Raw genomic sequence first — 12540 nt, 5'->3', positions numbered from 1 at the left:
GACCATGACCGCGACTGCCCGCTTCCCCTTCATGCCTTATGTATTTGCCTTGCTGCTCGGCCTGTTCGCGCTGGGCGGCTACTGGTATGGCCTCGGCCAGCCAGTAGTGCTGCCGGACGTCGCCAGCGCCAGCCACAAGTTGCAATGCGCGTCCTACACGCCCTTCGACAAGGACCAGTCACCGTTCGACCAGCCGTTCAAACTGCGCCCCGAGCGCATGGACGCCGACCTGGCATTGCTGGCCACGCGCTTTGAGTGCATCCGCACCTACTCCATGACCGGCCTCGAAGCCCTGCCGGACCTGGCGCGCAAACACGGCCTGAAGTTGATGATCGGTGCCTGGATCAACAGCAACCCGGTGGACAACGCCAAGGAGGTCGACCTGCTGATCGCCTCGGCCAACGCCAACCCTGACGTGGTCACGTCGGTGATCGTCGGCAACGAAGCCCTGTTGCGCAAGGAAATCACCGCCACGCAGTTGGTGAAGCTGATCGAAAAGGTGAAAAGCCAGATCCAGCAGCCGGTCACCTATGCCGATGTCTGGGAGTTCTGGCTGCAACACCCGGAAATTGCCCCGGCGGTGGATTTCCTGACCATTCACTTGTTGCCGTATTGGGAAGATGACCCGGCGGGGATCGACCAGGCCCTGCGCCATGTCGGCGATATTCGCCAGACCTTCGGCAACCGCTTCGCCCCCAAGGACGTGATGATTGGCGAAACCGGCTGGCCCAGCGAAGGCCGCCAGCGGGAAACCGCAGTGCCGAGCCGGGTCAACGAAGCCAAGTTCATTCGCGGTTTTGTCGCCATGGCCGAAGCCAATGGCTGGCATTACAACCTGATCGAAGCCTTTGACCAGCCGTGGAAACGCGCCAGCGAAGGGGCGGTCGGCGGTTACTGGGGGCTGTTTGATGCCGAACGCCAGGACAAGGGCATCCTGGCCGGCCCGGTCACCAATGTGCCGTACTGGCCGCTGTGGCTGGGCGTTGGCGGGCTGATCCTACTGGGCACCCTGGTGCTCGGCGGGCGTGTGCGCAGTACCCGCGCCGCGTTGTTGCTGCCGTTGCTGGGCGCGGTGGCGGCGGGCTCGATTGGCAGTTGGGCCGAACTGACCCGAGTGACCGCGCGCTTCACTGATGAATGGATCTGGGCTGGGCTGTTGCTGGCCCTGAACCTGTTGGTGCTGGCCCATGGGGCCCTGGCCTTGAGCGCTCGCCAGGGTTGGCGCGCACGGGCCTACGCCTGGCTGGAGCAGCGCGCTGGCTGGTTGATTGCATTCGCAGGGTTCGCCACGGCGGTAATGATGCTGGCACTGGTGTTCGACCCACGCTACCGCAGCTTCCCCACTGCCGCCCTGCTGCTGCCGGCGCTGGTCTACCTGCTGCGCCCGGTCAGGGGGCCACGCCGGGAAATAGCCCTGCTGACCTTCATCATCGGCGCCGGCATTGCACCGCAGCTGTACCGCGAAGGCTTGATGAACCAGCAGGCCCTGGGTTGGGCGCTGGTCAGTGTGTTGATGGTTGCAGCCTTGTGGCGCTGCCTGCGGGTGCGCAATCCCTGAGATCGCTATCGCACCGCTCCCACATTTTGATTTGTGAATACATTCAAATGTGGGAGCGGGTTTGCCTGCGATGAGCATCGGTATCTACACAACTCTTTAGCTTATTGGGTTTGTGTACATATCCGTTGCTGCGGTCACGGCCACTTAGGGTTCCGCCCTGACGGCGGCTCACTTTGGAGAAGCGCCAAAGTAAGCAAAACGCTCTTGCCCCACCACTCGGTGCCTCGCCTAGGCTCGGCATGCCCGCAGTCAGGCATTGCTCCGTGGGCCCGCCGCGATCGGCCATCCATGGCCGTGTCGCGGCTACCCCGGCATCCATGCCGGGGTGCCCACTGCGCAATACCTGCCTGCGGCCAGCGTGGTTTAACGGGGCGCCTAAGATCAAGATCAAAAGCCAGATCAAAAGCAGAGCAACAGCAATGCCAGAGCGCGAAGCTGCATTCCCCTGTGGGAGCTGTCTCGCCCTGCGAGGCTGCGATAGCGGTGTGTCAGACAACATAAAGGCTAGCAGTGCCGGCGCCATCGCAGCGATGCGGCGATCCGACAAGCCAGCTCCCACAGGAGTCCGCGCACGCTTCGACGATCAGGTCGGCTGTCAGGCCGCCTCGCTTTGCTTTTGATCTGAGGCGCCCCGTTAAACCACGCTGGCCGTCATCCGATATTGATTTGGGGGGTAACCCGGCAGGACGCCGGGTTAGCCGCGCTGGGCCATGGATGGCCCAGCGCGGCGGCCCCCAAAATCAATGTCGGATGACGGGCACACCGAGCCTAGGCGAGGTGCCGAGTGGTGGGGCAAAAGCGCTTTGGTTACTTTCGCGCTCTTCGAAAGTGACCCGCCGTAAGGGCGGAACCAATAGCCGCCGTAACCGCAGCAACGGATATGTACACAAACCTAAGAATCACTTAAAGAGATGTGTAGATACCTATGCTGCGATTGGCCCTATCAGGCAGCCCGAGGCGCCCTGACCAACCGCAACCCGGCAATCACCAAGGCAAACACCGCAAAATTGGTGTTGTACAACGCCAATGCCGGAATCCCGAACGCCAGCCCCAACACCGCCAAACCCCAACCGGCACGGCCTGGCAGTACAAACGCCAGCACCGAGGTGACCAGCGCCGCCCAGCCCATGACCTTGAAGTGGATCATCAAACCCAGGTTCGCCCGTAACTGGCACTCCCAGCGGCTGGCATCGTCAACGCAGATGCCCACCCACTGCCCGTCCTCCATAAACCCATAACGGGCGCCATAACTGGCAGCCAGCCATAACGGCAAGGCCAACAGCAGCAGGATCAGCGGCAAACGACGGGACATAAGGGCACTCCGATAGACGAAAACGGCGCCCAGCTTAATCTCCCCAGGGCCATTGGCAAGGGTTGCGCACAGATAACTATTCATCAAAGCGTGCCAAAGTGTATCGTCTGCATACTATTACCTCGATTCCTATGTTTTTTCCGATATTAAGTGCCGATGGCTGGCACTTCGGCGATAACGCGGTGGTCATAGCCTGCGAACTTCATTAAGCACGTTTCCTCTTAGGGATTTAGTCATGCTCCGTTCCTTGCGCTGCGCTGCCCTGTTGGGTGGCCTTTTTTTGAGTGCGTCAGCACTGGCGGTCGACGTCGACCCGGCCAGCTATGGCTATCCTTTGACCAACCCGTTCGAAGCGACCATCGCCACAACGCCACCGGACTTGCGGCCGGATTTGCCATCCATTGATGACATCAACCAATCCGACTACAACCTGAACATGCGCCCGGAGCGTGAATTCAGCCTGCCCGACAACTTCTGGGCGGTGAAGAAGCTCACCTACCGCATTGCCAAACAGGATCGCGCCGCGCCACTGATCTTCCTGATCGCCGGCACCGGTGCGCGTTTTGACAGCTCTCTCAACGAATACCTGAAAAAGCTGTACTACAAGGCCGGCTACCATGTCGTCCAACTGTCGTCGCCCACCAGCTTCGACTTCATCAGCGCCGCCTCGCGCTTTGCCACACCTGGCATCACCCAGGAAGACGCCGAAGACATGTACCGCGTGATGCAGGCCGTGCGCGCACAAAACGCCACGCTGCCGGTCACCGACTTCTACCTCACCGGCTACAGCCTGGGGGCGCTGGACGCGGCGTTCGTCGCCAAACTGGACGAGACACGACGCAGCTTCAACTTCAAGAAAGTGCTGCTGCTGAACCCGCCGGTCAACCTCTATACCTCTATCACCAACCTCGACAAGCTGGTGCAGACCGAGGTCAAGGGCATCAACAACAGCACCACCTTCTATGAGCTGGTGTTGAACAAGCTGACCCGCTACTTCCAGCAAAAGGGCTATATCGACATGAACGATGCCCTGCTCTACGACTTCCAGAACTCCAAGGAGCACCTGACCAACGAGCAGATGGCGATGCTGATCGGCACCTCGTTCCGCTTCTCGGCGGCCGATATCGCCTTTACCTCGGACCTGATCAACCGTCGCGGCCTGATCATCCCGCCCAAATACCCAATCACCGAAAGCACCAGCCTCACGCCGTTCCTCAAGCGTGCGCTGCAGTGTGATTTCGACTGCTACCTGACCGAACAAGTGATCCCGATGTGGCGCGCCCGCTCCGACGGCGGCAGCCTGCTGCAACTGATCGACCAGGTGAGCCTGTACGCCCTCGAGGATTACCTGCGTGACAGCCCGAAAATCGCCGTGATGCACAACGCCGACGACGTGATCCTCGGCCCTGGCGACCTGGGCTTCTTGCGCAAGACCTTCGGCGATCGCTTGACCGTCTACCCGCTGGGCGGCCACTGCGGCAACCTCAATTACCGCGTCAACGCCGACGCCATGCTGGAGTTTTTCCGTGGCTAAACATCTCCTGCTTCTTGCCGCCTTACTCTGTGCAGGCGTTGCCAACGCGGACAACAGCAAGGCTCATGCACCGACCGTGATCGACCAGGATGGCTTCAAGGAGCCCTTGAGCAAGCTCAAGTTCAACCCTGGCCTGGATCAGCGCGAGTTCGAGCGCTCGACCCTCAACGCCCTCAACGTCTATGACCCGCTGGAGTCGTGGAACCGTCGGGTGTACCACTTCAACTACCGCTTCGACCAATGGGTATTCCTGCCCGTGGTCGACGGCTATCGCTACGTCACCCCCAGCTTCCTGCGCACCGGCGTCAGCAACTTCTTCAACAACCTGGGCGACGTGCCCAACCTGATGAACAGCCTGCTGCAACTCAAGGGCCACCGCTCCCTTGAGACCACCGGCCGCCTGTTGGTCAACACCACTATCGGCATCGCCGGGCTGTGGGACCCGGCTACCGCCATGGGCCTGCCGCGCCAGAGCGAAGACTTCGGCCAGACCCTGGGCTTCTACGGCGTACCGGGCGGCGCCTACCTGATCCTGCCGATCCTCGGCCCATCGAACCTGCGCGACACCGGTGGCCTGCTCGTCGACTACACCGCCGAATCGCAGATCAACTACCTCAACGTGTCCGAGGTCAGCTCCAACCACCCGGAAATCTGGGCCCTGCGCGCAGTAGACAAGCGCTACCAGACCAGCTTTCGCTACGGCCAGATGAACTCGCCGTTCGAGTATGAAAAAGTGCGGTATGTGTATACCGAGTCGCGCAAGTTGCAGATTGCCGAATAACTTTACCCAGCGTGCAAAAAGGCCATCGAAACGTTCGATGGCCTTTTTTTTCGGCTGTCAGCAGCCCACCCCTCGGAACCAGTTCGTACGCCCCTGCCACTTAAAGTCCAGGCCCCCATGCTGATAAGCCCGACACAAAACAGGCTGACCGCACTCTGCCCACCTCGAACTTTCCAGTGGAACTTCAACATGACGATATCGGTTTCCCAACCCACCCTCACGGCACCCACCCTCGCCGCGCCCCCGGCGGCTGAATCCCAAGCCTCAACAAAACCTCATCTGGACGCCCCCAGAGGCGCCTATGGCCGACCGCGCGGCGATAATCGCAGCGCAGGGCAAATCTTCAAAGACACCCCGATCCTCAAGGACATCCTCAAACAAGATGGTCCTTTTGCAAGCAACTTCATCAATCAGCTTAAGCAGCAAACCGGCGATTGGAGCGCAGCCAACCGCGACCCCGAATCACGTGCCAATGCCGCCTATAACCTGGCCAAAGTGGCAACCTATATTGATGGCCGCGAGGACTTGGAGCGTCAGGGCCCAGCCCAGCAAAACGATCAGCACGTACAGGGTTTTGGCCAGTTCGGCAGTGTTTCCGCAGGCTCGGAAGCGCAGCTGTTCAAGGCGTTCAGCGAAAAAGGCTACAGCGCGCTGCGGTAACGCCTAGCCCCTCAAGGCGCGCCACGCCTTGCTCGCTACAGACACCAGCGCCAGCACCACCGCCCCGGCGATGATCCCCGCGACGGCATTGAGCAGGGTCGGCACCAGCCAGGAGATGCCACCGATACTCTGGCTCACGCTTTCAATCCAGTGATGCACCGCGGGCACGCCGTGGGTGAGGATGCCGCCACCGACCATGAACATTGCCGCCGTGCCGATCACCGACAGGCCTTTCATCATGTACGGTGCGGTTCGCAGAAGTCCGTTGCCGATATCACGTACCCACTGGCCGGGCTTTTGCGACATCCACAGGCCCAGGTCATCGAGCTTGACGATACCGGCCACCAGGCCGTACACGCCGATGGTCATGACCAGGGCGATGCCCGACAGCACGATCACTTGCTGCATCAACGGCGCATCCGCCACGGTGCCCAGGGTGATCGCGATGATTTCGGCCGAGAGGATAAAGTCGGTGCGGATGGCGCCCTTGATCTTGTCCTTTTCGAAGGCCACCAGGTCCGTTGCCGGATCGGCCACGGCTGCGACCAACTGGGCATGTTCGGCCTGATCTTCGGCCTTGCTGTGGAGGAATTTATGAGCGAGTTTTTCAAAGCCCTCGAAACACAGATAGGCGCCGCCGAGCATCAACAGTGGGGTGACCGCCCAGGGCGCGAAGGCGCTGATCAACAGCGCGGTGGGCACCAGGATCAGCTTGTTGATAAACGAGCCCTTGGCAACCGCCCACACCACCGGGATTTCCCGCTCGGCGCGCACGCCGGAAACTTGCTGGGCATTGAGCGCCAAGTCATCCCCCAGCACCCCGGCGGTTTTCTTGGCGGCCATTTTTGTCATCAGGGCCACGTCGTCGAGGACGGCGGCGATGTCATCAATCAATACCAACAAGCTGCTTCCTGCCATGAATCGGACGTCCTTAATGTGGGATATTTCGCAGCATAGCGTGGTACAAAGCGTCGCGGGCAGATTCTTGAGGCCCGCGGATCGCCGGTGCTACCATGCGCAACCGCCTGTCCTGGCAAGGAATCATCTGGTCTATGAGCACCATTCGCGAGCGCAACAAAGAACTGATCCTGCGGGCAGCCAGCGAGGAGTTTGCCGACAAGGGCTTCGCCGCGACCAAAACCAGCGACATCGCCGCCAAGGCCGGGCTACCCAAACCCAACGTCTATTACTACTTCAAGTCCAAGGACAACCTCTACCGCGAGGTGCTCGAAAGCATCATCGAGCCGATCCTGGCCGCCTCCACCCCCTTCAACCCGGACGGTGACCCCAAGCAAGTGCTGAGCAGCTATATTCGCTCGAAGATCAGCATCTCCCGCGATCTGCCCTTTGCCTCGAAAGTGTTCGCCAGCGAAATCATGCACGGCGCGCCACACCTGAGCCCCGAGCAGGTGCAGCAGCTCAACGCCCAGGCCAAGCACAACATCGACTGCATCCAGAGCTGGGTCGATCGCGGCCTGATCGCCGCCATCGACCCCAACCACCTGATGTTCAGCATCTGGGCAGCGACCCAGACCTATGCCGACTTCGACTGGCAGATCTCAGCGGTGACCGGCAAGGCCAAGCTGGATGAGGCCGATTATGAAGCGGCGGCGCAGACGATTATTCGGTTGGTGTTGAAGGGGTGTGAGCCGGACTGATGGACCGTGGTGTGGCTATCGCAGGCAAGCCAGCTCCCACAGGTCCCGTGCCAGACACAAAATGTATGAACACCAAAAGTCCACTGTGGGAGCGGGCTTGCCCGCGATAGCAATCGCTCAGACACATCCTGCCAAAAGCCTGCCCACCAAACCCAGCCTCCCGAATCTAGCCTCTCAGAACACCTTCTGGAGAGAGGCAATGGAATGCCTGACCTACCTGCATCAAACCGCCTGCGCATCGGGCGCTACAACGAACCTAATCGAATCTATCACCTCACCACCAATACACTGGATCGCACCCCGATATTCGAGGATTTCAAATTAGGTCGATTGGTGGTTCAACAATTTAGAAACGCTCAAAGCCAAGGGCTAGTGACCTCGCTGGCCTGGGTAGTCATGCCTGATCACTTCCATTGGCTGATCTCACTGGATAAGGGCTCTCTGGCCGATTTGATGCGCCAGGTGAAATCCAAAAGCACCCGGGTGGTCAATGCGGTAGCTGGTCGACAGGGACGCCTATGGCAACCCGGCTTTCATGATCATGCCGTGCGCCAGGAAGAAAACCTTGAAGGCATCGCTCGATACATCGTTGCCAACCCTCTGAGGGCCGGCCTTGTAAAGACGTGCGGCGACTATCCGCTGTGGGATGCGATCTGGTTATGAGCGCATACCGAGTCGCCAGCATCGCAGGCAAGCCAGCTCCCACAGGGATTAGCATAAGTCGGACAATGTGCGCCCGGTACACATCAGGTGTGGGAGCTGACCTGCCTGCGATGGCTATCGCCCAGTCACCTCAACATCAAGCACTCACCCCCGCATCCGCCAACAACCCCACCCCTTCAATCGCGCTGATCGCGCACTGCTCATCAATATCCGACGTATCCCCACTGATCCCGATCGCCCCCAGCACCACCCCCGCCGGGTCCCGGATCAACACGCCGCCCGGCGCCGGCACCACGCCGCCCTGCCCCAGGCTGTTCAGCGCGGCGATAAATGCCGGGCGTTGCTGGGCATCCAGGGCCAGCAGGCGCGAGCCCTTGCCCAGGGCAATCGCGCCCCAGGCCTTGCCGATAGCGATTTGCGGGCGCAGCAGGCTGGCGCCGTCTTCGCGTTGCAGGGTGATCAGGTGCCCGCCGCTGTCGAGCACCGCGATGGTCAGCGGTGCAGCGGCAATGGTGCGGCCAGCGGTGATGGCCTGGCTGACCAGGTTGACTGCGACTTTCAAGGTTAGAGCGCTCATGGGTGCCGTCCTTATCTTGTTATTGAGAAAGCCTTTGGGCTCTGAATGATCAGAAGCCGGATGCAACAAATAGAACACAATAGATTAATTTTTTGTATACAATATTTCGAAACATACGCACCATACGTCGAAATAATCCCGCTAAAAAGCCTTCCGACGAATGCACAGGCGTGAGAATAAAATGGATTGACCTGCGCCGCTCGCCGTGAATACACTTTGAAGCAACACCACTTGTATACAATTACAAAACGCAAGAGGCACCAAAACCATGAGCAAAATGAGAGCAATCGAAGCCGCCGTTCTGGTGATGCGCCGTGAGGGTGTAGACACCGCCTTCGGTATCCCAGGCGCCGCGATCAACCCGTTGTATTCGGCCCTGCAAAAGGTCGGCGGCATCGATCACGTCCTCGCTCGCCACGTGGAAGGCGCTTCGCACATGGCCGAGGGGTATACCCGCACCAAGGCCGGCAATATCGGCGTGTGCATCGGCACTTCGGGCCCGGCGGGCACTGACATGGTCACCGGCCTGTACAGCGCCTCGGCCGACTCGATCCCGATCCTGTGCATCACCGGGCAAGCGCCCCGTGCCCGCATGCACAAGGAAGACTTCCAGGCCGTGGACATCACCAGCATCGTCAAGCCAGTGACCAAGTGGGCGACCACCGTGCTCGAACCTGGCCAAGTGCCGTATGCGTTCCAGAAAGCCTTCTATGAAATGCGCTCCGGGCGCCCCGGCCCGGTGCTGATCGACTTGCCGTTCGACGTGCAGATGGCCGAGATCGAGTTCGACATCGACGCCTACCAGCCACTGCCGTTGGCCAAGCCACTGGCCACACGCATCCAGGTCGAGAAAGCCCTGGCCATGCTCGACCAGGCTGAACGCCCGCTGCTGGTCAGCGGCGGCGGCGTGATCAATGCCGACGCCAGCGAGCTGTTGGTGGAATTTGCCGAACTGACCGGTATCCCAGTGATCCCGACGCTGATGGGCTGGGGCACCATCCCCGACGATCACCCGCTGATGGTGGGCATGGTCGGCCTGCAAACCTCACACCGTTATGGCAACGCTACGATGCTCAAGTCCGACGTGGTATTGGGCGTCGGCAACCGCTGGGCCAACCGTCACACCGGCTCGGTGGAGGTGTATACCGAAGGTCGCAAGTTCATTCACGTTGACATCGAGCCGACGCAAATCGGCCGTGTGTTCACCCCGGACCTGGGCATCGTGTCCGACGCCGGTGCCGCGCTGACGATGTTTATCGAAGTGGCCCGCGAGTGGAAAGCCGCCGGCAAGCTCAAGGACCGCAGCGCCTGGTTGCATGATTGCCAGCAGCGCAAAGCCACCCTGCACCGCAAGACCCACTTCGACAACGTCCCGGTCAAGCCGCAACGGGTGTACGAAGAGATGAACCAGGTGTTCGGCAAAGACACCTGCTACGTCAGCACCATCGGCCTGTCGCAGATTGCCGGTGCGCAGTTCCTGCACGTCTACAAGCCGCGCCACTGGATCAACTGCGGCCAGGCCGGCCCATTGGGCTGGACCATTCCGGCGGCACTGGGCGTGGTCAAGGCTGACCCGAGCCGCAAGGTGGTGGCGCTGTCCGGCGACTATGACTTCCAGTTCATGATCGAAGAGCTGGCCGTGGGTGCGCAGTTCAAACTGCCGTACATCCACGTGGTGGTAAACAACTCCTACCTGGGACTGATCCGCCAGGCCCAGCGCGGGTTTGAAATGGACTACTGTGTGCAGTTGTCTTTCGACAACCTCAACGCCCCGGAACTTAACGGTTATGGCGTCGACCACGTTGCCGTCGCCGAAGGCCTGGGTTGCAAGGCCCTGCGTGTGTTCGAGCCGGGCCAGATCCAGCCCGCGCTGCGCAAGGCCCAGGAAATGATCGAAGAGTTCAAGGTGCCGGTGATTGTCGAGATTATTCTGGAGCGCGTGACCAATATTTCCATGGGCACCGAGATCAACGCCGTCAACGAATTCGAAGATCTGGCACTGGTGGGCAACGACGCACCGACTGCCATTTCATTGCTCGATTAAGGAGAACCCCATGCCGCGTTTTGCCGCCAACCTGTCCATGCTGTTTACCGAACAGGACTTTCTCGCCCGCTTCAAAGCCGCCGCCGATGCCGGTTTCAGTGGGGTGGAATACCTGTTCCCCTACGAGTTCAGCTCCGCCGAAATCAAGGCACAACTCGACGCCCACGGTTTGACCCAAGTGCTGTTCAACCTGCCGGCCGGTGACTGGGCCAACGGCGAGCGCGGCCTGGCTTGCCACCCGGACCGGGTCGAAGAGTTCCGCGCCGGGGTCAACCTGGCCATCGCCTACGCCCAGGTGCTGGGCAATACCCAGATCAACTGTCTGGCGGGGATTCGCCCCGCCGGTGTGGATGACGCCACGCTGGAAAAAACCTTCGTCGCCAACCTCAAGTACGCAGCCGACAAGCTGCAGGCGGTGGGGATCAAGCTGGTGATGGAAGCGATCAACACCCGCGACATTCCAGGCTTCTACCTGAACAACACCGCGCAGGCCCTGGCGATTCGCGAACAGGTGGGCAGTGCCAACCTGTTCCTGCAGTACGACATCTATCACATGCAAATCATGGAAGGCGACCTGGCGCGCACCATGGCCACGCACCTGGATCAGATCAACCATATCCAGCTGGCGGACAACCCGGGACGCAACGAGCCGGGCACCGGGGAGATCAACTACCGGTTCCTGTTCGAACATCTGGATCGCATTGGCTATCAGGGGTGGGTCGGCTGTGAGTACAAGCCGTTGACCACTACCGAGGCTGGCCTGGGTTGGCTCAAGAGCCATAACGCCATCTGAGCAACCCCACAGGGGGCAGTGCCAGACCTGCACAACTAATAAAAAGAGGATTTCATCATGGCTAAAATCGGCTTTATCGGCACCGGCATCATGGGCCAACCCATGGCCGCGAACCTGCAGAAAGCAGGTCACCAACTGTTCCTCTCCGAGCACCACGGCAAGGCGCCCGCCGAGTTGATCGCCGCCGGTGCCGTGGCCCTGGCCAACCCGCAGCAAGTGGCCCAGGAAGCGGAATTCATCATCGTCATGGTGCCCGATACCCCCCAGGTCGATGACGTGCTGTTCCGCGCCGACGGTGTTGCCGCAGGCCTGTCGCCGAACAAAGTGGTGATCGACATGAGTTCGATCTCACCCACCGCCACCAAGGCCTTTGCCGCGAAGATCAACGCCACCGGCGCGCAGTACCTCGACGCCCCAGTGTCGGGCGGTGAAGTCGGCGCCAAGGCCGCGACCCTGAGCATCATGGTCGGCGGCGAGCCGCAAACGTTCGAACGCGCCCTGGCGCTGTTCCAGAGCATGGGCAAGAACATCACCCTGGTGGGCGGCAATGGCGATGGCCAGACCGCCAAGGTGGCAAACCAAATCATCGTGGCGCTGAACATCCAGGCGGTGGCCGAAGCGCTGCTGTTCGCCGCAAAGAACGGTGCAGATCCGGCCAAGGTGCGCGAAGCGCTGATGGGTGGCTTCGCCTCGTCGAAGATCCTCGAAGTGCATGGCGAACGGATGATCAAGGGCACCTTCGATCCGGGTTTCCGTATCAACCTGCACCAGAAGGATCTGAACCTGGCCCTGGCCGGCGCCAAGGAGCTGGGGATCAACCTGCCCAACACCGCCGGTACCCAGCAAGTGTTCAGTACCTGCACCGCGATTGGCGGCGGCAACTGGGACCATTCGGCGCTGATCAAGGGGCTGGAGCATATGGCGAATTTCTCGATTCGCGATAAGTAACCCCCCCTTTCG

General features: G+C 60.6%; 12 protein-coding genes. 9 read left to right on the top strand and 3 right to left on the bottom strand.

Annotation, left to right across the window (positions count from 1 at the left end):
- The first annotated feature begins 4 nt into the window (after window positions 1–4).
- Window positions 5–1558, top strand: coding sequence for a hypothetical protein (locus K1X80_RS09200; protein ID WP_057959006.1), 1554 nt, complete (start codon window positions 5–7; stop codon window positions 1556–1558).
- Window positions 1559–2501: 943 nt separating this feature from the next.
- Here the strand turns inward: K1X80_RS09200 and K1X80_RS09195 are convergent.
- Entirely contained in the window at window positions 2502–2870 is a 369-nt protein-coding gene (locus K1X80_RS09195; protein ID WP_057958979.1) for a hypothetical protein, read from the bottom strand.
- A 235-nt stretch (window positions 2871–3105) separates the two neighbouring features.
- On the opposite strand from K1X80_RS09195, the gene K1X80_RS09190 reads away from it, so the two are divergent.
- The 3 genes from K1X80_RS09190 to K1X80_RS28115 all read left to right on the top strand — a co-directional run bounded on the left by K1X80_RS09190 (window position 3106) and on the right by K1X80_RS28115 (window position 5845).
- Window positions 3106–4404: a serine/threonine protein kinase gene (locus tag K1X80_RS09190; protein ID WP_057438855.1), complete on the top strand. Its 1299-nt coding sequence runs from the start codon at window positions 3106–3108 to the stop codon at window positions 4402–4404.
- Complete coding sequence (locus tag K1X80_RS09185) at window positions 4397–5185, top strand: VacJ family lipoprotein (protein ID WP_057958978.1); 789 nt, start codon at window positions 4397–4399, stop codon at window positions 5183–5185. The genes K1X80_RS09190 and K1X80_RS09185 overlap by 8 nt, the downstream gene beginning before the upstream one ends.
- A 117-nt stretch (window positions 5186–5302) precedes the next feature.
- Window positions 5303–5845, top strand: a complete 543-nt coding sequence (locus tag K1X80_RS28115) for a hypothetical protein (RefSeq protein WP_233096870.1) — start codon at window positions 5303–5305, stop codon at window positions 5843–5845.
- 3 nt (window positions 5846–5848) lie between these two features.
- Here K1X80_RS28115 and K1X80_RS09175 read toward each other — a convergent pair whose 3' ends face one another.
- Entirely contained in the window at window positions 5849–6763 is a 915-nt protein-coding gene (locus K1X80_RS09175; protein WP_057958976.1) for a DUF808 domain-containing protein, read from the bottom strand.
- Between the two features lie 134 nt (window positions 6764–6897).
- On the opposite strand from K1X80_RS09175, the gene K1X80_RS09170 reads away from it, so the two are divergent.
- Both K1X80_RS09170 and K1X80_RS09165 read left to right on the top strand, forming a co-directional pair.
- Window positions 6898–7503 carry a TetR/AcrR family transcriptional regulator gene (locus tag K1X80_RS09170; RefSeq protein ID WP_057438851.1) on the top strand — a complete coding sequence of 202 codons (606 nt, stop codon included), beginning with the start codon at window positions 6898–6900 and terminating at the stop codon, window positions 7501–7503.
- Between the two features lie 204 nt (window positions 7504–7707).
- Complete coding sequence (locus K1X80_RS09165; RefSeq protein WP_169961379.1) at window positions 7708–8166, top strand: REP-associated tyrosine transposase; 459 nt, start codon at window positions 7708–7710, stop codon at window positions 8164–8166.
- A 136-nt stretch (window positions 8167–8302) separates the two neighbouring features.
- Here K1X80_RS09165 and K1X80_RS09160 read toward each other — a convergent pair whose 3' ends face one another.
- The gene (locus K1X80_RS09160; protein WP_057438850.1) at window positions 8303–8743 is read right to left on the bottom strand and encodes a heme-binding protein; all 441 of its coding nucleotides are present in this window, start codon (window positions 8741–8743) and stop codon (window positions 8303–8305) included.
- Between the two features lie 268 nt (window positions 8744–9011).
- Between K1X80_RS09160 and gcl the strand changes: the two genes are divergently transcribed.
- From gcl to K1X80_RS09145, 3 genes are read left to right on the top strand one after another with little or no spacing between them, the layout of a single operon-like run.
- Window positions 9012–10787: a glyoxylate carboligase gene (gene gcl, locus K1X80_RS09155; RefSeq protein WP_057438849.1), complete on the top strand. Its 1776-nt coding sequence runs from the start codon at window positions 9012–9014 to the stop codon at window positions 10785–10787.
- 10 nt (window positions 10788–10797) lie between these two features.
- Window positions 10798–11580, top strand: coding sequence for a hydroxypyruvate isomerase (gene hyi, locus K1X80_RS09150; RefSeq protein WP_057438848.1), 783 nt, complete (start codon window positions 10798–10800; stop codon window positions 11578–11580).
- Window positions 11581–11637: 57 nt separating this feature from the next.
- On the top strand, window positions 11638–12528 hold the full coding sequence (locus K1X80_RS09145) for a 2-hydroxy-3-oxopropionate reductase (RefSeq protein ID WP_057958974.1): 891 nt from the start codon (window positions 11638–11640) through the stop codon (window positions 12526–12528).
- The last annotated feature ends 12 nt before the right edge of the window (window positions 12529–12540 follow it).

The sequence above is a fragment of the Pseudomonas sp. So3.2b genome (assembly GCF_019464415.1).
Lineage (GTDB): Bacteria > Pseudomonadota > Gammaproteobacteria > Pseudomonadales > Pseudomonadaceae > Aquipseudomonas > Aquipseudomonas shahriarae.
This window is presented reverse-complemented; position numbering and strand designations above follow the sequence as displayed.